Origin of the sequence: Marinobacter sp. (assembly GCF_041984545.1) — a bacterium.
Lineage (GTDB): Bacteria > Pseudomonadota > Gammaproteobacteria > Pseudomonadales > Oleiphilaceae > Marinobacter.
In genome coordinates, this window is sequence record NZ_JBHIXV010000002.1 from 64,029 (window position 1) to 84,739 (window position 20,711).

Here is a 20,711-nt window from a genome sequence, read left to right on the forward strand (position 1 = left end):
ACGTCGGGAGAGGGAAACGTAGTCCATGGTGAGCAGGTCTGACGATGGGCAGGCAAGCGAGATGCCTGCCCATTTTTTCCAGAAACTGGCTTCTGGCGTCCCGGGCGTCCTGTTCACCTATTGGCTGAGTGCCGATGGTCAGTCCCACCGGTACCCCTTCGTCAGCAACCAGGTACAGACCCTGTTTGGCGTTGCTCCCGCCGCGCTCAACGCCAATGCCGATGCCATCTTCTCAATGATCCATCCCGAGGACACCGGTGCCATCATCGAAAGCATCCGGCAATCCGCCGCTACGCTGGAGCCCTGGCGCTACCGTGCGCGACTGAGGCTCGCCGACGGGCAGTATCAGTGGTTCGAGGCACATTCGGTTCCGGAGCGCCAGACCGATGGAAGCACCCTGTGGTATGGCCAGTTCCACAACATCCAGCCCTACAAAGTTCTGGAACAAAGTCTGCGTGAAAGCGAGGCCGAATTCTCGTTCCAGGCTGGATTTCAGAGGCTGATCGCCCGGCTCTCCACCGAATTCATCAACCTCGGGTTTGGCAACATAGACCAGTGCCTTGATGAGCTGTTGCGAACCATTGGCGAGTTTTTTGATGTGGATCGTGCCTATTTGTACGAATTTTCTGACGATTACCAGCGGATGACCAACACCCATGAGTGGTGCCGTGCAGGCGTGCCCGCCCTGAAAGACAGTCAAAAGGACGTAACGATAGAGCACTTTCACTGGTGGCAGGACCAAATCGAAGCGATGGTGAGCGATAACCGGGTGGTGTTTATCGAAGACGTCGACCGGTTACCACCGGAAGCCGCCTCCGAGCGCGCCTTGCTGCAGGCGCAGGGCGTATCGTCCATGTTTTCGGTGCCCATTCGGGTGCGGGGCCGGGTCATCGGCTTTTTTGGTGTGGATTCCCTGCGGCGACGATCCTGGCGGCGGGATCAGGCAGACTTGCTGATCATTGTTTCGGGCCTGTTGTCCGGCGCCCTGGAAAGGCACCGACTGGAAGAGGAATTGCTCAACCAGTCCATCCGTGATCCGCTGACGGGCCTGCATAATCGCCGCTACCTGATGCCCCGCCTTGAGGAGCTCCTGGGGCGCAGCAACCGTCGGGGCGAGAAGTTTGCCCTGGCGATGTTCGATGTTGACCACTTCAAGGAAATCAACGACTCCATCGGCCACCTGGGGGGCGACTACATACTACAGAGAATCGCGGCGATCCTGACCAGCCAGACCCGCACCATGGACGTGATTGCGCGCTTTGGCGGGGAAGAGTTCCTGGTGGTGTTCAATGCCCTGGAACAGACCGACGTGCCGCAGCTGGTAATGCGGATTCTGCAATCGGTACGTGATGAGCAGTTCGTGTTTGAACGCCGGCCTGTGCCGGTAACGCTCAGCGCCGGCGTTGCCGGCATTGATGAGTTTACGGCCACGCCGGCCACTCCGGAGGCGCTGATAGGCCTGGCGGACCATCGGCTCTACCTGGCCAAGGAGAGCGGTCGGAACTGCCTGGTGGATGCATCAGGGACAGTGCGCATATGAAAAAAGATGATTTCACCTCATATTACTTAATGATATATCCTTAGATCAAAAGTAATTCTGGCTTTGCGACAGATTCAGAGAGGTGAACGTCATGAGCAATCCCACCGTGCAGCCGTTCTTTGATGAACCGACCAACACCTTCAGCTACGTGGTGCGCGATCCGGACAGTCACTCCTGCGCCATCCTCGATTCCGTGCTGGACTTCGATTACGCCGCCGGTCGCACCGACGTGCGCTCGGCCGATGCCATCATCGAGTTTGTTCAACGCAACAACCTGAAGGTCGAGTGGATTCTGGAAACCCACGTCCATGCCGATCACCTGTCGGCGGCGCCTTACCTGCATGAGCAACTGGGCGGTAGAACCGGCATTGGTGCCCATATCCGAGATGTTCAGGAAATCTTTGGCAAGGCTTTCAATGCAGGTACCGAGTTCCAGCGCGATGGCAGCCAGTTTGACCGGCTGTTCGAGGAGGGTGACAGCTTCAACATTGGTGGCCTGACCGCGCGTGTGCTGCATACCCCAGGACACACCCCGGCCTGTCTCACCTACGTGATCGGTGACGCCGCCTTTGTGGGCGACACCCTGTTCATGCCCGATTACGGGACCGCACGCTGCGACTTCCCCGGCGGCGATGCCCGAACCCTGTACCGGTCCATTGGCAAAGTGCTGGCGCTGCCGCCGGAAACCCGCCTGTTCCTCTGTCACGACTACAAGGGCCCGGACCGTGAGGAATACCAGTGCATGACCACCGTGGCCGAGCAGCGGCGGGGCAATGTCCACGTGCACGAGGGCATCTCCGAGGATGCGTTTGTGAAGATGCGCACCGAGCGCGACGCCACCCTGGGCATGCCGCGCCTGATCATTCCCTCGGTCCAGGTCAACATGCGTGCAGGGCACATGCCGTCGGCGGAGAGTAACGGCCAGGTGTACCTGAAAGTGCCGATCAACCGGTTCTGACACCGACCATGGGCCTCAAACGTTACCTGCCCATTCTGCAGTGGGCGCCGGGGTATGGCCGGGACCAGGCCACCAGCGATCTGGTGGCCGCGATCATCGTGACCGTGATGCTCATTCCTCAGTCGCTTGCCTACGCCCTGCTGGCGGGGCTGCCGGCCTACGTGGGGCTGTACGCGAGCATCCTGCCGCTGATGGTGTACGCGGTCTTTGGCACCAGCCGTACGCTGTCTGTGGGCCCGGTGGCGGTGGCCTCGCTGATGACCGCAGCCGCCCTGGCGCCGCTGGCGGAGGTGGGCAGCCCGGAATACCTTGCCGGTGCGGTATTGCTGGCGGTGATGTCAGGGCTGATGCTCACGATGATGGGCGTCCTGCGGCTAGGCTTTCTGGCCAACTTTCTCAGCCATCCGGTGATTTCCGGCTTTATCACCGCGTCCGGACTGGTGATCGCCGCCAGTCAGCTCAAGCACCTGTTTGGCGTTCAGGCCTCCGGCCATAATCTGCTGGAGATTGGCCGGTCCCTGTGGCTTACGATCAGCCAGTTCAATGGCGTTACCCTGCTGCTGGGCGGCGGAACCCTGGTGTTCCTCGTCTTCGCTCGTAAGGGCCTCAAACCCTTGCTGGTGACCCTCGGTTTGTTGCCCAGGGTGGCGGATATCCTGAGCCGGACCGCCCCCATTGTGGCGGTGGTAGTCACCACCCTGCTAGCCTGGCAGCTGAACCTGGAAAGCGCCGGCGTGAGGCTGGTGGGCGAGGTGCCCCGGGGGTTGCCGGAGCTGACCCTGCCAAGCCTGGACCCGGGGCTGTGGCAGCAGCTGGCAGTCAGCGCCCTGCTGATCGGCGTTGTCGGATTTGTGGAATCGGTGTCGGTGGGGCAGACCCTCGCGGCCAAGCGCCGCCAGACCATTGACCCGGACCAGGAGCTGATCGGCCTGGGTACAGCCAACCTGAGCGCCGGCCTGTCCGGCGGGCTGCCGGTAACCGGTGGATTTTCCAGGTCGGTGGTGAACTTCGATGCGGGTGCAGAAACACCTGCGGCCGGCGCCTATGCCGCCGTGGGTATTGCCCTGGCCACGCTGTACCTGACGCCGGCCATCGCCTATCTGCCCCAGGCCACTCTGGCGGCCACCATCATTGTGGCGGTGTCCACCTTGATTGACCTGCCCGCGTTGGGGCGCACCTGGCGCTATTCCCGGCCGGATTTCGGTGCCATGCTCGCCACCATCGTGCTGACCCTGGTGCACAGCGTGGAAGCGGGCATCGTTGCCGGGGTGGCGCTGTCGATCGGGCTGTTCCTGTACCGCACCAGCCGGCCCCACAGTGCCGTGGTGGGTCGCGTTCCGGGCACCGAGCACTTCCGCAATGTGCTTCGACACCAGGTGGAGCTGTGCCCCCGGGTGACTTTCCTGCGGGTGGACGAGAGCCTTTACTTTGCCAACGCCCGGTTCCTGGAAGAAACGGTGATGGATCTGGTGACCCGGCAGCCGGAACTGCGGGATCTGGTACTGGTGTGCCCGGCGGTGAATCTGGTGGATGCTTCCGCCCTGGAAAGCCTGGAAGCCATCAACGAACGTATGAAAGACGCGGGCGTTCGGCTCCACCTCTCTGAGGTGAAAGGGCCGGTGATGGACCGCCTGCAGGGCACCGAACTGCTGTCGCACCTGGGCGGCCAGGTGTTCCTGAGCACTTACGAAGCCTGGCAGCGCCTGACCGACCGGAGCCGACTCGACGGCCAACCCGCCTAGGCTTACAAAGCCGGCTTGCGCCCGGGGTGGGGCAAGCCTATATGATGGACACCTTGACGCGATCGCTCCGGTAGATTCCCTATGGGCATGACCGAAAACCTGTTATCCACCAGCCAGTGGATTCTCACCCTGTTGATTTTCCTGGCCATTCTGGTTCGTGCGGCCCGGACCATCGACTGGCAGGGTTTCCGGCGGGACAACGCACTGCAGCATTCGTTCTTTGGCGCGGCGGTTGTGCTGGGGTTTGTCTGGCAACTGCGGGCGGGCCTCTCACCGGGCCTGGCCATTCATGTGTTCGGCATCACCGTGATCACGCTCATGCTGGGCTGGGCACTGGCGGTCATGGCCGGGCTGCTGGCGCTGGTGATTACCGTGATCACCGGTCGTGAACCCCTGGTCATGTTTGCCGCCAATGGCCTGATCACGGTTATGGTGCCGGCCATTGTGAGCCACGGCATCATGCTCTGGGAGCGGCGTCGCAATTTCCGGAATTTTTTCGCCTATATTTTCTTCTGCGGCTTTTTCGGGGCGGGTCTTGCGGTAGCCGCGGCCGGCATCGTCATGTGCCTGATGCTCTGGAGCAGCGGGGTCTACACCTTCGACGAGCTGGTGCACGAATACCTCCGCTACCTGCCATTGTTCATGATTCCCGAAGGCTTTGTGAACGGCACCTTCGTCACCGGCCTGATGGTGTTCCATCCGGACCGCCTCACTACCCTCGACCAGCGTAGGTACCGTTAACCTCAGGTTTGTCTCACCGCTCACGAGAGCCCGTCCCTGATGGGCGAGTGTTGCAGCTCCGGGTGATCCGTTTCTGGCGGGAGTCGTATTCCTCGGTGACTCTGGCCGGACCCTGCGTGCCGCGCTCGCTGCCAGAGTTTAAGTGCATGGCGGTTACCCGCGTCCCACAGCCAGCGGGTGACATTCTGCCCCGGGTGGACCCCACTCCTCCATTCGGGGCTTTTTTCGACCATCAGACTTTTGTTGGCTCTCTCGTTGTTCCTCTATCGAAGTGCGTTACTGGCCGAACTAATGGCATTCAGGGTGTGCAGGAGGTGTTCCGCTGCTCTATGGTTCCCTGTGATGACAGAAATCGGAGCTGAGTCTGAAATTCTGTTGATTGTATAGTAGTCGGAATTTGACCGCCTGAACGGCGCTTTAATCTCTGGTTGGCCCGGACCCTATGCTGAAACGATTGATACCCGCCCTGATCATTGCCATCGGCATTGCCGGATTTGCGTTCCTGAAAATGACCCGCCCGGAACCCGCCGAAGTAACCGCCACCGAGCGAAGCTGGCGCGTTCAGGTTCAGACCCTGGAGCCTGGTACCCATACTCCCGTACTTCCGCTATACGGTGAACTGGTGGCACCGGAACAGGTTACCGTGACCGCCACATTGCCGGGCCGGATCGGTGCTCGGCCGGTGACCGAGGGTGAGCGGGTGAACGCCGGGGATCTGCTGGTGGCGCTGTCTGAGGCCGACATTGAGCCGGCCCTCGCCCAGGTCCGGGCTCAGGTCCGGGATCTGGAAGCGCAGATCCGGTCCGAGCAGGTGCGTTACCGCAACGACCAGGCGGCCCTGGCGAGCGAAAAAACCATTCTCGAGAATGCCCGGCGACAGCTTGAACGCACGCGATCGCTGGTGGAACGCAACCTGGCCTCACGTGAAGCCCTGGAGGCGGCGAACGATGCGGCCGCCCGGGCAGAACTGACGGTCAGCGCCCGGCAACGCTCGATTGATGAACACCCGTCGCGGCTGCAAAGCCTGGAATCAAAGCTGGCCCAGGCGCAGGCCAGCCTGGCCAACACCGAGCGGGACGCCGAACGAGCACGCATGGTGGCGCCCTTTGACGGCGTGGTGACCGATATCCGGGTAGCCGAAGGCGACCAGGTCAGCCGTAACCAGGTGGTGCTGTCGCTGTACCCTGCCCGGGGCCTTGAACTCCGGGCCCGTGTGCCCGACATGTTCCGGGCCGAACTGCTCGACTCCCTGGCCCGAGGCGAGACCCTGACCGCCACCAGCGCTGACGGCCAGCACAGCTTCCGCCTGGTGCGTTTTGCCGGCACCAGCGATGCCTCGGGTACCGAGGCCATATTGCGGCTGTCGGGCGATCCGGGCGGGCTGCGGCCAGGTGGCCTGCTGCCGGTAACCCTGGAGCGCGCGCCCAGGGAACAGACCGTGGCCATTCCGTTCAGTGCCCTGTACGGCGCGGATCGGGTGTACCTGATGACGGATGAAGGCCGCATGCGGCAGGTCAGCGTGAACCGGATTGGCGAAGCCCGGGCCGATGACGGTGAGCGACGCCTGCTGGTGTCGGGTGATGCCCTGGTCTCCGGCGCCCGGTTGATCACCACTCATCTGCCCAATGCGCTCACCGGTCTCAAGGTGGATGCGGCCGGCACGGAGGCCCCGGCCCAATGAGACGCAACAAGGGCGTGATCGGCTTCTTCGTCCATCATCGGGTTGCGGCCAACCTGGTGATGCTGGTGATGCTGCTGGGCGGTGTGCTGGCGCTGACCCGGATGAATATTCAGTTTTTCCCCACCTTTGCCCTGGATATTGTCAGCGTTCGGGTGGTGTGGAGTGGCGCCTCTGCCGAGGACATCGAACAGGGCATCACCAACCCGCTGGAGCAGCGGCTGCGGAGCATTGATGGCCTGAAGAAGATGACGTCCACCTCCGCCCAGGGGGTGTCGTCCATCACTCTGGAATTCGAGGAGGGCACCAATCCGATCCAGGCTCTGGACGATGTGCAGCAGCAGGTGGACGAGTTCACCAATTTCCCGGCGGAGGCGGAAGAACCCCAGGTAACCCGGGTGGAGCGCTACGAGCCAGTGGCGCGCCTGCTGGTGTCGGGCCCGGTGGCGCGGGATGAGCTGCGGCAACTGGCGTACCGGTTCGAAGACGAGCTGCTGCAGCGGGGCATAGACCGGGTGTCCATCCGGGGGCTGCCTGAACAGCAGATCAGTATTGACGTGCCGGTGGAGCGCCTTGAGACCCTCGGGTTGTCCCTGGAGCAGATTGCAGAGCGGGTGGCGGCCATTTCCCGGGATCTGCCCGCCGGCATGATGGCCCAGCAGGACGCCACCCGCGAACTGCGGGCGGTGGAGCAGCGGCGCAGTCCCCAGGCGTTCGAGAACATTCCCGTGCTCAGTGGTGAGCGCATTCAGCTCAACCTGGGTGACGTTGCCATCATTCGGCAGCAGGCCCGTGAGAGCCAGGTGACCCTGGAAAAGGACGGTCAGCCGGCGGTGGAATTGCAGCTGCAGCGGGCGGAGAACGGCAATTCCCTGGCCGCCGCGCGGATACTGGAGCGCTGGCTGGCGGACACCCGCCCGGCCCTGCCGCCGACCGTGCAACTGGAGGTGTACGACGAAACCTGGCAACTGCTGGACGACCGGATTTCGCTGCTGGTGAACAACGGCCTGGGCGGCCTGGTGCTGGTGATCTGCCTGCTGTACCTGTTCCTGCCCGGGCGGGTGGCACTGTGGGTGGCGGTGGGCATTCCCACTGCTTTCCTGGCGGCGATGGCGGTGCTCTGGCTGATCGGTGGCTCCATCAACATGATCTCCCTGTTTGCCCTGATCATGGCCCTGGGGGTGATTGTCGACGATGCCATCGTGGTGGGCGAGGACGCCGACGCCCATGCCCGCATGGGTGAGGAATCCATATACGCCTCCGAGGGCGCCGCCAAACGTATGGTGTGGCCGGTACTGGCGTCGTCCCTGACCACGGTTGCTGCCTTCATGCCGTTGCTGGTGGTGGGGGGCGTGATTGGCAATATCCTCGGGGACATTCCCCTGGTGATGATCTGCGTGCTGGTGGCCTCCCTGCTGGAGTGCTTTATCGTGCTGCCCGCCCACTTGCGCCATGCCTTCGTACCTCGCCGGAAAAGCCGATGTGCCGTTGCCGAGCCCGCCCGGCCCGGTCGGGTGGAGCGTTTCCGCCAGGGCTTTGAACAGCGTTTCGACCATTTCCGTGAGGGGCCGTTCCGGCGATTCTCCCGGTACAGTCTGCAGCACCGGGGCGCGACCGTGGCCGGTGCCGTGGCACTGGCCATCGTCACGGTAGGCCTCCTGGCCGGTGGCCGGCTCGGGTTCAATTTCTTCCCCACGCCGGAGCCTTCGGTGTTCTATGCCAACGCCAGTTTTGTGGCCGGCACCGACCGGGGCACCGTGGAGGATTTTCTGCATCAGATGCAGCGAACGCTGAACGAGACCGAGCAGGCCCTGGGTGGCGATTTCATCCTGCATGCGGTTACCACCGTGGGCGCCACCCAGGGTGCCGAGGGCAGCTCACGAAGCGGTGATGAGCTGGGATCCATGATGATTGAGCTGGTACCGTCCGATCGGCGCTCGGTGCGCAACCCGGAGTTCATCACCGAGTGGCGCGAACGCCTGGCGTTGCCGGCGGGTCTGGATAACCTGACCATTTCCGAGCGCCAGGCCGGGCCGCCGGGCCGTGATGTGAACGTGCGCCTGACCGGGGAGGACGCCGAACAGCTCAAGCGGGCGGCGGACGAGCTCAGCCAGGCGCTGTCGACCTTACCCGGAGTGCTGGATGTTGAGGACGACATGCCCTGGGGCCGTGAGCAGCTGATTTACCAGGTAAGCGCCCACGGCCAGGCCCTGGGGCTGACCACGGCGGATCTCGGGCGACAACTGCGGGCGGCGTTTGACGGCCGGATTGCCCAGATCTACCAGGACGGTCGGGATGAAATCGAGGTGCGGGTACAGTTGCCGAAGGATCAGCGTGAACGGCTTTCCACACTGTCGAGGGTGACCGTCCGGGTGCCGGATGGCCGTTTCGTGCCACTGACCCAGGTGATGAACCTGGACCACCGGCAGGGCTTCCAGGCCCTGCGCCACGCCGACGGCAAGCTGGCGGTGGAAGTGACATCAGGCCTGAACACCCGGGTGAGCACTACCGACCAGATCCTGGAAAGCCTGCAGGCCGAAGCCCTGCCGGACATCGCCAGCCGCTACAACGTGCGATACAGCTTCGAGGGCCGGGCGGCCGACCAGAGGGAAACCCTGGGCGACATGCAGACCGGCCTGGTGATCGGGCTGGGTCTGATGTACGTGGTACTGGCCTGGGTTTTCGCCTCCTGGAGCCTGCCGTTGATCGTGATGGCGATCATTCCGTTTGCGCTGGTGGGGGCGTTACTGGGCCACTGGGTGATGGGGCTGCAACTGACCATCCTGTCGCTGTTTGGCCTGTTCGGGCTGTCCGGCATTGTGGTCAATAACGCGATTATCCTCGTAGCTTTCTACAACCAGCAGCGGAAGAAGGGTCTGGGTATTACCGATGCCCTCAATGAGGCAGCGGTTCAGCGGGTTCGCGCGGTGCTGCTCACCTCCCTGACCACCATTGGCGGCCTTCTGCCACTGATGTTCGAGACCTCGCTGCAGGCCCAGTTCCTGATTCCCATGGCAACGTCCATCGCCTTCGGGCTGGGGCTGTCGACCCTGCTGGTGCTGGTGGTGATACCGGCCCTGCTCTCCTGGCTCGAGCAGTTCCGAGAGTGGCGGGCGCAGCGCCACGGCTCGACCGCAGAGCCCCTGGGAGCATCGGAATGAGTGATCTGTTGATCTCGGCCCAGGGCCTGCGCAAGCAGTTCAGAAGCGGCAACGAGCCGGTCACTGTTTTCGACGGGCTGTCGCTGGACCTTGGCCGGGGCGAGTCCCTGGCGTTGATTGGCCGCTCGGGCTCGGGCAAGAGCACCCTGCTCAATGTGCTGTGTGGTCTGGAGTGGCCGGATGCCGGCAGCCTCCGCATACTCGGCGAGTCGTTCGAAGCACAATCGCACCCCCACGGGCGGGCTGAAACCCTGTGGGGAGAACTCCGGCGTCGCCGTGTGGGCGTGGTGTTTCAGGAAACCAACCTGATGCCGGCGCTGTCGTTGCTTGATAACGTGCGTCTGCGCTCGCGACTGGCCAACAGGGACGAAACGCCCTGTCGGGACTGGCTGGAGCGCCTGGGTATTGGCGAACTGGCCGATCGCTATCCGGACCAGGTGTCCGGCGGCCAGCGCCAGAGGGCCGCCCTGGCCATGGTGTTCGCCATGCAGCCGGACCTCATTCTCGCCGATGAGCCCACGGGAAGCCTGGATCGTCGCACCGCCGAGGAGGTTGCCGAGGTTCTGTTCAATCTCCAGTCCCGCCATGGTTGTGGCCTGATTCTGGCCACCCACGATACCGAGCTGGCCGAACGCTGTGACCGTACCCTGGATCTTGGCCATCGCCAGGCCCGGTGAATCTGCCATGACGGTTTTTTCCGCCCTCACCAGCCACTATCGACGCCACCCTCTTCAATTGTTTGCGCTGGCCGTTATGATCCTGCTGGCCACCATGCTCTGGACCGGCGTGCATCACCTCACCAGCCAGGCCCGGGCCAGTCTGGACCAGAGCGAGGCCGCCGTGGCCGAGCGTCGGCAGGTGGTGCGGGCCGACGGCCAGCCGGTCTCGGTGACTGACTTTGCCTACCTGCGACGTGAAGGTCTGTGTGTGATGCCCTGGTTGGAGGTGTCCGGGCCGGACACCGGGCGGGTGGTTGGCATCGACCCCCTGGCGGCGGCCTGCTTTGGCACGGACACCGACGCCGAGGCGCCCTGGCAGGGTGAACTGAATGGCCAGCCCTTTGTGGACATCAGCGAGGCCACAGGGCGGGCCGGCGGCCAGGCCTCGCTTTCCCTGCTGATTGATCGATCCGAATCGGCTGAGCCGATGCCCGCGGGTTACCGGACAGCACCCTTTTCCGTGGGGCCGGATACCGGCGAACTGGGTGAAAGCTTCCTGCTGAACCTCGATGCCCTCGGGGTCCTTGTGTTGCTGATCACCGCGCTGCTCGTGCGCAGCGTGTATCTGCTCGGGCTGGCACAGCGTCGGGACAGCCTGGCGCTGCTGCGGCGTTTTGGTGTTCCCCCCCGGCGTATCCGGCGGTTGCTGGTTCTGGAGCTATCGCTGCTGGCGCTGGTGTGCATTCTTCCGGGCGTGTGGTTGGGCCGGCTCCTGGCCGCCATGCTCGGTGATGGCTTTGGCCGGGCGCTGGAGGGCCTGTTCGACGCGCCCCTCTACGCCGGGCAGGGCGGTGGCTGGCTGATGCCCGTGGGCATCATGCTGGCGGTGGTACTGGCGGCCTGCCTGATGGATTTTCTCGGGCCGACGCTGCGTGGTCTGTTGCCCCGTGAGAAAAGTCGCCGCTGGTGGCCGCCGGCACTGATGGGCGCAGGTCTTGGGCTGTCGATGCTCGTTGAGTCCCTGCCGGCGCTGTTCCTGGGCGTGGCGCTGGTGTTTGTGGCCGTGGGTCTGTGGCTGCCCGGGCTGATTGGCGGATTTGCCGAGGCGCGGGCCGGACGCACCCGGGACCCCCTCGCGCGCTGGCGATACCTGGAACTCTCGGTGCTGGTGCGGCGTCTGGCCTTGCCGCTGGTGGCTTTGCAGTTTGCCATGGCCATGGTGTTGGCAGTGCAGGCCCTTGTCACGACCTTCGAGAGTACCTTCGATCGTTGGCTGGCCCAGCGGCTGGCGGCGGATTTCTACATTGAGGTGCCACCACAGGCGGATATCGACCCGGCCGGCGCTTGGCTGGCCGAACGGATACCGGACGCCGGCGGCCAATGGCACCGTGTGATTCGTGGCACCGCCACCCTCGCCGGTGGTACTGAGGGGTCCGATACTCAGGTAGATGTTCTGGCAATCGCGCCCGTGGGGCCGCTGGTGACCGACTGGCGACTGCTCGAAGCCACCGGCGACGCCTGGCCGAAACTGGCGGCCGGCAACGGTCTGATGGTGAACGAGCAACTGGCCCGGCGACAGGCGCTGGACATCGGAGAGAGCTTGACGGTGAGACTGGCGGGGCAGACCGTCGAGCTGCCGATACTGGCGATCTATCCGGATTACGGTCGGCCTGCGGGCGAGCTGTTGCTGGGCGCCGCCATCTTGCCAACGGAGTTTTCACCGACGTTTCGCAGCCTGTCGGTGTCCCCGGGGGCGATGTCCATCGATGGAGTAACCAGCCAACTGCGCGGGATCTGGCAACAGGGGCAACTTACCGTCAGGGATAATCGCTCGGTCAAGGCACTGGCGACAGCGATCTTCGACCAGACCTTCCTGCTCACCCGGGCGATGACGCTACTCACCCTGGTACTTGCGGCCACGGCCTTGCTGCTGATGGGCTGGGTGTTCTTCTCCACCCGGGCCGGGTATTTCCGGCTGCTTGTGGTGTGGGGTATGTCCCGTGGCCAGGCCGCGCGCCAACTCACCCGGCTCTCCGTTGCCCTGACCGGCCTCGTCGCGCTGCTGGCGCTGCCGCTGGGCGTATGGCTGACCTGGGTGCTGGTGCACCGCATCAACCCGCTGGCTTTCGGCTGGTCCCTGCCGATGGCCGTGTACCCCGGCTTCTGGCTGGAGCTGGGCGTGCTGAGCCTGGCCATTGGCCTGAGCATCGCATGGCTCATGCGCCGGCAACTGCTGCATGGAAATCCGGCACCCGCCCATGCCAATGCATCAATCGGGGGTGAACGATGAATCGTGCTCACCTTTGGCTCGTTTTCGGCGCATTGGCCTGGGTGCTCGCAGGCTGCTCAGAGCGCCCTGGATCCGAAGGTTTCGCCGGCTTGGCCGGCGTTGCCGAATCGGAGCATGAGGTGCCGTTCCTGCAGCCGGGGCCGGGAGATCGCCTGAGCTTTCCGCGGGATTTTGGCCCGCACCCCCAGCACCGGATCGAGTGGTGGTATCTCACCGCCAATCTGAAAACGGCAGCCGGCGAGCCGCTGGGGTTGCAATGGACGCAGTTCCGCCAGGCCCTGCGACCCCGGCCCGCCGGAGCCGAACCGCCACCGGCCACCGGTTGGCCCCTGGACGCCGCCTGGATGGCCCACGCGGCGGTGAGTTATTCCGGTAACCACGTTTTCGCCGAAAAACTGGCCCGGGGTGATATTGGCCAGGCGGGGGCCCGGGCAGCGCCCATGTCGGTGTGGCTGGACGACTGGCAGTTGACCGCCCTCGACGACAAGCGCTGGCGACTGCAGGTGGACGCAGGGAAATGGTCGTACGACCTCACGCTCAACCAGAACCGGGCGCCGGTGGCCCACGGTAACCAGGGCTTCAGTGCCAAATCCGACAGTGGCGAAGGCTCCATGTATTTCAGCCTGGTGGATCTGGCCATAGAGGGCCGGGTAAGGCTGGGGGATCAGGACTTCGAGGTATCCGGCCAGGGCTGGTTCGACCGGGAATGGAGCAGCCAGTTTCTCAAGGCCGGCCAGCAGGGCTGGGACTGGTTTGCCCTGCATCTGGACTCGGGCGACAAGCTGATGGCCTTCCGGTTGAGGCAGAATGAGGGTGCTTTTCAGGCGGGCACCTGGGTTCCGGCGGAAGGCGAGCCCGTGGCGCTGCAGGGCGACCAGTTGCGCATCGCGCCAATGGATTCTGACGACGAGGGTGTGCCCCGAAGTTGGCGTCTGGCGGTGCCGGATCTTGGAGTGGGGCTGACGGTCTCGGTGCCTGAGGGAGATTATATGAACACCGGGCTCTATCCCTACTGGGAGAGCCCGGTGAGTGTTACCGGCAGCCACACCGGGGTTGGCTACATGGAGCTCACCGGCTACCGCGAGTGAGCGGTGGGCGCTTACTCGACCGCGTTGGCACCAATGCGGTGAATACTCAGATCGGCGCCGTTGAACTCTTCCTCTTCGGTCAGACGCAGGCCTGAGATTGCGCTGATTACGCCGTATACGATCAGGCCACCCACGAAGGCCACCAACACACCGGCAATGGAGCCGACGATCTGGGACATCAGGCTGACCCCGCCGAGGCCGCCCAGGGCTTCCTGACCGAAGATACCGCAGGCGATGGCGCCCCAGACGCCGCAGACACCGTGCAGCGGCCACACACCGAGCACGTCGTCCAGGCGTTCGATCTTGGCCTGGGCCCATTCAAACAGGTACACAAAAATGGCGCCGGCCACGCCGCCGGTGATCAGCGCACCGACCGGGTGCATCAGATCGGAGCCCGCGCATACCGCCACCAACCCGGCCAGGGGGCCGTTGTGGATAAAGCCCGGGTCCTTGCGGCCCAGCAGCATGGATACCAGGATACCGCCGACCATCGCCATCAGGCTGTTGACCGCCACCAGACCGCTGATGCCGTCGAGGGTTTGCGCGGACATCACGTTGAAGCCAAACCAGCCGACCGTGAGGATCCAGGCGCCGAGAGCCAGGAACGGAATGTTGGAGGGCGCAAATGCGACCACACGGCCATTCCGATAACGGCCATTGCGGGCGCCCAGCATGAGCACCGCGGCCAGGGCAATCCAGCCACCGACGGCGTGCACCACAACAGAGCCGGCGAAGTCGTGGAAGGATGCACCAAACTGGTTCTCCAGCCAGGACTGGAAGCCGTAGTTGCCATTCCAGATCAGACCTTCAAAGAACGGGTACACGAAGGCCACGATCAGTCCGGAGGCAATCAGCATGGGGTAGAACTTGGCTCGTTCCGCAATACCGCCGGAAACGATGGCCGGAATGGCCGCCGCGAAGGTCATGAGGAAGAAGAACTTGACCAGTTCATAGCCGTTCGATGCGGTGAGCTCGGCCGCTCCGGTCATGAAATGGCTGCCGTAGGCAATGTAGTAGCCAATGAAAAAGTAGGCTAAGGCGGAAACGCCAAAGTCGGTCATGATCTTCACCAGGGCATTGACCTGGTTCTTGTGACGGACAGTGCCCACTTCCAGAAAGGCAAAGCCGGCATGCATGGCCAGCACCATGATGGCGCCGATGAGGATGAACAGCGTGTTGGCGCTTTCGGTCAGGGTATGTACTGCACTCGTGATGTCCACGGGTTTTCGCTCCTGATGTTGTGTTTTCGGCCTCTTTCGGGCCTTTTGATTGGGTTGTGCATTGTTGGAGGGCATGCAAAGCAAGAGCTGTTCCAAAACAATGCATTTCAAGAGCGGGAAGGGCTTTGGAGGAAACGGTGGAGGCCGCCGGGGCAGTTTCTGTGGTTTTTATGCACTAAACAGGTGCGTCACAGGTCGGTGCGCACCAAAATGGTTGGCTTTACCAGTTGATGTCGCCGGAGGCCGGCGCCGACTCAATTTGAATCTCGGACGCCCCGTTGGTCGCTTCGGCATCAATCAACTCGCGTAGCTGAATTTCCCGTTCCTGAAGCGGGCCGGACAGGTCGATGATGATTTCCACCCGGCGGTTCCTGGCGCGATTTTCCGGTGACGTGTTGGGTACCCGGGGCTCGGTATCGGCCAGGCCGGTCACCTTCAGCCGGGTGGGTTCAACCTGATCCCGGGCCACGAGGACATTGGCGACTGCAGCCGCGCGGGCGGCCGAGAGATCCCAGTTGCTGTAGAACCGGTCGGTGCGGATCGGCACGTTATCCGTGTGGCCCTCGATGGTCAGATCCCCGGGAATGCCTTCGATCACTTCCGCCATATCCAGCAGCAGACCTTCGAACTCCCAGGTCAGGTCTGCGGAACCGGAGGGGAACGAGCCTTTCTCTTCCACCCGGATCACGATCCGCCGCTGATCTTCGCTGACATTGATGCGACCGTCGGCAATGGCCGGCTCCAGCACCTGGAGGATCTCATCCATGGTTTCCTGCATCTGCTCGTCCATGGCCGCCTCTACCGCAACATCGGTGGGGCTTTTGAGGGTCTGCAGCTCCGGAGCTTCCTCGGTGGTGGTCTGCTTGACCTCGTTGACCACCGTCGGCTCCGGTGGCGCGGGCGAGAATTTGTCGAAGATCGGGCTGGTGCCTTTGGGGATTTCCAGGGCAGGCACATCACGTTGCACGCCGAATGCCTTGGAGAGCTCGCCGGCAATCTGCTTGAACTTCTGGGCGTCGATCTCCGAAAAGGACAGCAGCAGCACGAAGAAGCACATCAGCAGCGACATCAGGTCGGCAAAGGTGACCACCCAGGCCGGGATGCCCGGTTTTTCCTCTTCTGGCAGTTCGTCCATGGCTAGCCGCTGGCGGTTTCCGCCTCTCCGTTTTTCTCACGTTCTTTGGGCGGCAGATAACTGGAGAGCATCTGTTCGATGATTCGGGGGTTGGTGCCTTCCTGGATGGCCACGAGAGCGTCGATGTACAGGGACTGCAGTCGCGCTTCCTCAGTCATGCGCAGGGACAGTTTGTCGGCGATCGGTGTGGCGATCATGGTGGCGATCATGGCACCGTAGAGAGTGGTCAGTAGCGCCACCGCCATGGCCGGGCCGATGGATTTCGGATCGTCCATGTTGGAGAGCATCTGCACCAGGCCGACCAGGGTGCCGATCATACCCATGGCCGGAGCTACATCGGCCATGGCCTGGAACACCTTGGCGCCGGATCGGTTATGGTCGAGGGTCATCAGCCGCTCTTTGCTCAACAACTGCTTGATGGTTTTGCCCGTCTGGCCGTCCACCAGCATCTGGATGCCCTGGCCCAGGAACGGGGTGCTGACTTCCCGGCCTTCAAGCCCGAGCACGCCCTGTTTGCGGGCGACCTGCGCCACGTCCACCAGTTCCTCGATGCTCGCCTGGGTTTCCGGAAGTTTGAATTTGAAGGCCCGGGCAGCCGCTTTGAAAGCGCCGAAAAACTGGGCAAAGCTGAACTTGGCGAGAACCACAAGCAGCGTGCCGCCGACCACGATCAGCAGCGAGGGCGGATTGATAAACACGGACGGAGACGTGCCTAGAATAACCGCCGATGCGATGATCAGAATGGCGCCGACAAGGCCTATGAGAGTGGCAAAATCCACAGGAACTCCAGGGGCTGAACGGGGGTTTCGGTGAGGCGGCTGAGATTACCGCCAGTTCAGAAATTAATCAATCCGTGCTGGCCACCGGCTTCGGTTCTTCCTGATGCTCTTTCCAGGCCGCGTATCGGTGCAAATCGGATTCCACCAGCTTCAGGCACAGGGCTACCACGCCGGCATCGTCGATAAAGCCGAATCCAAGAATCAGGTCGGGAATGAAATCCAGAGGATTCAGAACATACAGCAGCGCACCCGCCACCGCGGCGATGGTTTTCCAGGGAACGCTCCGGTAGTCGCCGTACCAGTAATCCCGGATCATCGAAAACATGAGCCGGATATCGGCCCCGAAGCGCTTGAGCTTGCCGCTGCCCTTCACCTTTTCCTCAATGGCGCGCTGGCGCTCCAGCAGTTTCTCCAGGTCTTGCCGGTGCACCCGGTCGGCTTCTGCCTTGAGCTGCTTTTCGGCGTTCTTACGGCTGAACAATGCCATGGATGAAGGTTCCTTCTCGTTCTCTTGGCCTGCGGATATCAATCGCCATGATCGCGCACTGGCGCAGCATTTGCCAACAGCGGCGCGCTAGCGGTGCTTGTACTGGGTGGGGCAGTAGCCCCGACTGACCCCCGCCGGGCGCAGCTGCCTGTGCTTGGTGGAACGGCCGGTCACCCGTTTACGCCAGAGCCGGAAGCTGGAGGGCTTGAGTTCCCGTCGCATGAGCTGGATTACCGATTTCTCCGGCAAGCCGTAAAGCTGTTCGATTGCCTCGAAGGGCGTTCGATCTTCCCAGGCCATCTCGATGATGCGGGAGAGGTCGGCTGGGTCGAAGTCTGTGGTCATCGGCTGGTCCCCGTGTATTACTCGTGGACTTTTACGCCGTAACCGGGCCGTCGTCTCACCGGCAAGGGTTATCGATAGTATTTGTGCAGTCGTTCTGGAATCTGCGCGAGCTGGCGGTCGACGAGCGCCTGCATGGCCCGGGATAAGGGACGGGTATCCAGCCCCGGCTCCACCCGGTTAAGCAGGTAGGCGGCGGCTTCGGCCGTGGCCAGATGACCTTCCCCGGGGGCCTTCCGGATCGCATACACGGAGGTGGGAGGGCTGGCAAAGTGGAAGCGGGGCAGCGCTGCCAGCGCCGGATTCTGGTGAAGGATTCTGGCCGCCTTGCGCCAGGTGCCATCAAGCAGGATCCAGCGCCGGAGTTCGCCGGTATCGGCCGTTTCCAGATCCTGGCTGTCGGGGCCGGGGAACAGCAGCGCCGAGGCACGCGAGTCATTGATCGGATCAAACCCCACCTGGCGGAAGTCGTCCGGCGTTTCGCCCACAAACACCTCCAGGCGGCTCAGGCATTGTCTGAGTATGCGCACGGTGCCTTTGGCGTGAGCCACTTCGGACGGATGTTGCAGCACTGTGAGCTCGGTCCTGTTGGCAACCGGCGCGCAATCGGCGCAGACACAGATCGCCGCATGTACGCCGCAGCGGAGACAGATCGGTCTTGGCAAGGCCGACTACCCCACGAAAATGCGTTTGGCCAGACCAGCGCCGCGCCAGCCCCGGATCGCCAGGGTGGTTACCAGGCCGCCGATCATGGCGCCCACTACACCGCAGGTGAGCACGTCCTGACCGGTCAGGTAGAGACCGGGTATGTCGGTTTTTGGCCGCAGCCAGTCCTGTTCGAAGCGCTCGGGGTTGTGGTCCAGGCCGTAGAGTTCGCCCCGGCCGTAACGACAGAACCAGGCGGTGGAAAGAGGGGTGGAGGTTTCCACGTAATCCACCTTGCCCCGCAGCTGGGGCAGCTTCTGGTACATGACGTCCAGGAGCTGGTTGGTGATGGTCTCTTTCAGCGCCTCATAATCTTCGCCCCGCTTGCCCCAGGTGGTGCCCTGCCAGGGCTCGAACATCTCCCAGGTGGTGGGTGCCACGATCTCGATGGTGGAGGTGCCCGGCCAGCGGTTCTGGTAGTCCGGGTCCTTGGCGGCCGGGAAGGAGATATACACCACCGGGAACTCGGCGTGGTGCGGGTCGGCGAGAAAGCGCTGCACGTTGCCGTCGTGGTCGGCGCTGGGGTAAATCCAGAAATTGGTTCGGGGCAGCCCCAGTTGCTCCGGAGTTCCCTCCAGACCGATGTACAGGCCGATGTGTGGCATCGATGGAACGATGTGCCGACGTTTCTCTTGGTAGCCAGCCTGCGCCGCCACGTCTGCGGGCAGCAGGTTTTCAAAGGTGTTGATCACCCCGGCGTTGCTGATTACCAGCGGGGCCCGGATCTCCTCGCCGTCGGCCATGCGCACGCCGGTGGCCTGGCCGTCCTCCACCAGGATGTCGGTGACATCGGCGTAGGTCAACACCTCGCCGCCGGGCTGCTGGATCACCGGAATGATGGTGTTGGCGATTTCCGAGGCACCGCCCACCGGGTAAAAGCCGCCGTAGAGGTAGTGCTTGGCGATCAGTGCGTGCACCATAAAGCTGGACTGCTTCGGTGTTACCCCGCAGTCGCCCCACTGGCCAGTGATGGCGCCAATCAGCTCCTCATTATCGGTGAGTTCGCTCAGCACGTCCCAGGTGGTTCTGTTGAAGCAATCCGGCAGGGCCAGGTCCAGCCCCTTGCGGACCACCGGGCTGAGGATCCCGGGTGTCAGCTTTGAGAGGGTGTACCACTGCATGCCATCGGCCACCTTGCCCAGCAAGGCCAGGTACTGATCTATGGCCTCCCGCTCCTCGGGGAAGGCAGAGATCAGCGAATGCCTCAGGCCTTCTTTACCGGCACGCAGGTTGACCACTTTCTCACCCAGGAAGAACCGGTCGTAGTTTTCATCCATGGGCGCCCATTCGAGCTTGCCATCCGTGATGTAGTCGAACAGGCGGCGGCCCAGGGTGTGGGGCGAGCCCATGTCGCCAATGTAGTGAACGCCCACGTCCCACTCGTAGCCGTTTCGGGCGTAACTGTGGGTATAGCCGCCGGCGGTGTAGTGCTGTTCCAGCACCAGCACCTTCTTACCCGCTTTGGCCAGGCAGGCGGCGGTGGTAAGGCCGCCAATGCCAGAGCCGATCACGATGGCGTCGTAGGGGCCTTTGAGGCGGTTGGCCCGATAGCGGGTGCCAATGCGGAGGGTGCTGGGTTTCAGGGTTTTCGGGTTTGTTGCCACGCTGTTCTCTTAAGGTTCGCTTCAAAGTCGCTTCAAGGCCGCGCCCAGTTTGGTTCCAACTCGCTTTTTTACCACCAGGCCTTGCCCCACATTTCCGGGTTGGCCCAGTTCTCGGGGTTGTTCCAGGCCCGCTTGTGGTTGTAGGAATCCAGATTATAGGTGTAGAGCGTCAGCGGTCCGTGATCGTTGTCCAGTTCCGCATGGCGCCGGAAGCCCAGGCCGATAAAGTCGGTAAAGGCCCAGTCCGGCGTTTCCGCCACCAGCACGGCGATCTGGTGGGTGCCGTAGTTCCTGAGCTGGCCAAGGAGCAGGGCGCCTTCGTCGTGGGGCAGGTGTTCCAGGGTTCCGGTAATCAGGGCCAGGTCGACCACGTGCGGCAGGGGCAGATGGGCGTTCGGATCGTGGCTGTCGAGGATGTGCCGTCGCACGTCCGGGCGGTGATCCTGCCATACGCTCGCCACCTCGTTGGCTAGCCAGCCGCAGCTCAGCACCGCGCCCGGTGCGCAGGTGTCAATGATGCGGGCAAGGGTCTCCCGTGCCGTGGGGACTGATTCGATTTCCGCCATAACGATCGTTCCATTC

17 protein-coding genes are annotated in these 20,711 nt (G+C 63.1%); 9 read left to right on the forward strand and 8 right to left on the reverse strand.

Features of this window, described 5'->3' with window-relative positions; translation table 11 throughout:
* Positions 1 to 61 precede the first annotated feature (61 nt).
* From ACFC20_RS01325 to ACFC20_RS01365, 9 genes are all read left to right on the forward strand, one after another.
* Complete coding sequence (locus ACFC20_RS01325; RefSeq protein ID WP_375191437.1) at positions 62 to 1,540, forward strand: diguanylate cyclase; 1,479 nt, start codon at positions 62 to 64, stop codon at positions 1,538 to 1,540.
* Positions 1,541 to 1,631: 91 nt separating this feature from the next.
* On the forward strand, positions 1,632 to 2,498 hold the full coding sequence (locus ACFC20_RS01330; protein WP_375191438.1) for an MBL fold metallo-hydrolase: 867 nt from the start codon (positions 1,632 to 1,634) through the stop codon (positions 2,496 to 2,498).
* A gap of 8 nt (positions 2,499 to 2,506) precedes the next feature.
* Positions 2,507 to 4,240 carry a SulP family inorganic anion transporter gene (locus tag ACFC20_RS01335; protein ID WP_375191439.1) on the forward strand — a complete coding sequence of 578 codons (1,734 nt, stop codon included), beginning with the start codon at positions 2,507 to 2,509 and terminating at the stop codon, positions 4,238 to 4,240.
* A gap of 81 nt (positions 4,241 to 4,321) precedes the next feature.
* Complete coding sequence (locus tag ACFC20_RS01340) at positions 4,322 to 4,981, forward strand: energy-coupling factor ABC transporter permease (RefSeq protein ID WP_375183192.1); 660 nt, start codon at positions 4,322 to 4,324, stop codon at positions 4,979 to 4,981.
* 442 nt (positions 4,982 to 5,423) lie between these two features.
* Complete coding sequence (locus ACFC20_RS01345) at positions 5,424 to 6,662, forward strand: efflux RND transporter periplasmic adaptor subunit (protein ID WP_375183191.1); 1,239 nt, start codon at positions 5,424 to 5,426, stop codon at positions 6,660 to 6,662.
* Complete coding sequence (locus ACFC20_RS01350) at positions 6,659 to 9,820, forward strand: efflux RND transporter permease subunit (protein ID WP_375191440.1); 3,162 nt, start codon at positions 6,659 to 6,661, stop codon at positions 9,818 to 9,820. Before ACFC20_RS01345 ends, ACFC20_RS01350 begins: the two co-directional genes overlap by 4 nt.
* The gene (locus tag ACFC20_RS01355) at positions 9,817 to 10,497 is read left to right on the forward strand and encodes an ABC transporter ATP-binding protein (RefSeq protein ID WP_375183417.1); all 681 of its coding nucleotides are present in this window, start codon (positions 9,817 to 9,819) and stop codon (positions 10,495 to 10,497) included. Before ACFC20_RS01350 ends, ACFC20_RS01355 begins: the two co-directional genes overlap by 4 nt.
* Before the next feature lie 7 nt (positions 10,498 to 10,504).
* Entirely contained in the window at positions 10,505 to 12,769 is a 2,265-nt protein-coding gene (locus tag ACFC20_RS01360) for an FtsX-like permease family protein (RefSeq protein ID WP_375183418.1), read from the forward strand.
* Positions 12,766 to 13,857, forward strand: a complete 1,092-nt coding sequence (locus tag ACFC20_RS01365) for a lipocalin-like domain-containing protein (RefSeq protein WP_375191441.1) — start codon at positions 12,766 to 12,768, stop codon at positions 13,855 to 13,857. The genes ACFC20_RS01360 and ACFC20_RS01365 overlap by 4 nt, the downstream gene beginning before the upstream one ends.
* 11 nt (positions 13,858 to 13,868) lie before the next feature.
* Here the strand turns inward: ACFC20_RS01365 and ACFC20_RS01370 are convergent, their stop codons facing one another.
* The 8 genes from ACFC20_RS01370 to ACFC20_RS01405 form a co-directional block, all read right to left on the reverse strand.
* On the reverse strand, positions 13,869 to 15,077 hold the full coding sequence (locus ACFC20_RS01370; RefSeq protein WP_375191442.1) for an ammonium transporter: 1,209 nt from the start codon (positions 15,075 to 15,077) through the stop codon (positions 13,869 to 13,871).
* A gap of 220 nt (positions 15,078 to 15,297) precedes the next feature.
* The gene (locus ACFC20_RS01375; RefSeq protein ID WP_375183319.1) at positions 15,298 to 16,212 is read right to left on the reverse strand and encodes a flagellar motor protein MotB; all 915 of its coding nucleotides are present in this window, start codon (positions 16,210 to 16,212) and stop codon (positions 15,298 to 15,300) included.
* A gap of 2 nt (positions 16,213 to 16,214) precedes the next feature.
* Positions 16,215 to 16,991, reverse strand: a complete 777-nt coding sequence (gene pomA, locus ACFC20_RS01380; protein ID WP_375183320.1) for a flagellar motor protein PomA — start codon at positions 16,989 to 16,991, stop codon at positions 16,215 to 16,217.
* A 67-nt stretch (positions 16,992 to 17,058) separates the two neighbouring features.
* Positions 17,059 to 17,478: a YkvA family protein gene (locus ACFC20_RS01385; RefSeq protein ID WP_375183321.1), complete on the reverse strand. Its 420-nt coding sequence runs from the start codon at positions 17,476 to 17,478 to the stop codon at positions 17,059 to 17,061.
* 87 nt (positions 17,479 to 17,565) lie between these two features.
* The gene (locus ACFC20_RS01390) at positions 17,566 to 17,823 is read right to left on the reverse strand and encodes a TIGR03643 family protein (RefSeq protein WP_375183322.1); all 258 of its coding nucleotides are present in this window, start codon (positions 17,821 to 17,823) and stop codon (positions 17,566 to 17,568) included.
* 68 nt (positions 17,824 to 17,891) lie between these two features.
* Positions 17,892 to 18,485, reverse strand: a complete 594-nt coding sequence (locus ACFC20_RS01395; protein WP_375183323.1) for a tRNA-uridine aminocarboxypropyltransferase — start codon at positions 18,483 to 18,485, stop codon at positions 17,892 to 17,894.
* 6 nt (positions 18,486 to 18,491) lie between these two features.
* Positions 18,492 to 20,129 (reverse strand): phytoene desaturase family protein, encoded by a 1,638-nt coding sequence (locus tag ACFC20_RS01400; protein WP_375191443.1) that lies wholly within the window; start codon positions 20,127 to 20,129, stop codon positions 18,492 to 18,494.
* Between the two features lie 68 nt (positions 20,130 to 20,197).
* Positions 20,198 to 20,695 carry a DUF6231 family protein gene (locus ACFC20_RS01405; RefSeq protein WP_375183148.1) on the reverse strand — a complete coding sequence of 166 codons (498 nt, stop codon included), beginning with the start codon at positions 20,693 to 20,695 and terminating at the stop codon, positions 20,198 to 20,200.
* Positions 20,696 to 20,711: the final 16 nt, after the last annotated feature.

Excerpts from the sequence above, each read along its gene's own strand:
- ACFC20_RS01390 (WP_375183322.1), bottom strand. The coding sequence starts at position 17,823 with ATGACCACAGACTTCGACCCAGCCGACCTCTCCCGCATCATCGAGATG.
- ACFC20_RS01355 (WP_375183417.1), top strand. The coding sequence starts at position 9,817 with ATGAGTGATCTGTTGATCTCGGCCCAGGGCCTGCGCAAGCAGTTCAGA.
- ACFC20_RS01345 (WP_375183191.1), top strand. The coding sequence starts at position 5,424 with ATGCTGAAACGATTGATACCCGCCCTGATCATTGCCATCGGCATTGCC.
- ACFC20_RS01340 (WP_375183192.1), top strand. The coding sequence starts at position 4,322 with ATGGGCATGACCGAAAACCTGTTATCCACCAGCCAGTGGATTCTCACC.
- ACFC20_RS01325 (WP_375191437.1), top strand. The coding sequence starts at position 62 with ATGCCTGCCCATTTTTTCCAGAAACTGGCTTCTGGCGTCCCGGGCGTC.
- ACFC20_RS01385 (WP_375183321.1), bottom strand. The coding sequence starts at position 17,478 with ATGGCATTGTTCAGCCGTAAGAACGCCGAAAAGCAGCTCAAGGCAGAA.
- ACFC20_RS01350 (WP_375191440.1), top strand. The coding sequence starts at position 6,659 with ATGAGACGCAACAAGGGCGTGATCGGCTTCTTCGTCCATCATCGGGTT.
- ACFC20_RS01330 (WP_375191438.1), top strand. The coding sequence starts at position 1,632 with ATGAGCAATCCCACCGTGCAGCCGTTCTTTGATGAACCGACCAACACC.
- ACFC20_RS01335 (WP_375191439.1), top strand. The coding sequence starts at position 2,507 with ATGGGCCTCAAACGTTACCTGCCCATTCTGCAGTGGGCGCCGGGGTAT.
- ACFC20_RS01360 (WP_375183418.1), top strand. The coding sequence starts at position 10,505 with ATGACGGTTTTTTCCGCCCTCACCAGCCACTATCGACGCCACCCTCTT.
- ACFC20_RS01375 (WP_375183319.1), bottom strand. The coding sequence starts at position 16,212 with ATGGACGAACTGCCAGAAGAGGAAAAACCGGGCATCCCGGCCTGGGTG.
- ACFC20_RS01405 (WP_375183148.1), bottom strand. The coding sequence starts at position 20,695 with ATGGCGGAAATCGAATCAGTCCCCACGGCACGGGAGACCCTTGCCCGC.
- ACFC20_RS01365 (WP_375191441.1), top strand. The coding sequence starts at position 12,766 with ATGAATCGTGCTCACCTTTGGCTCGTTTTCGGCGCATTGGCCTGGGTG.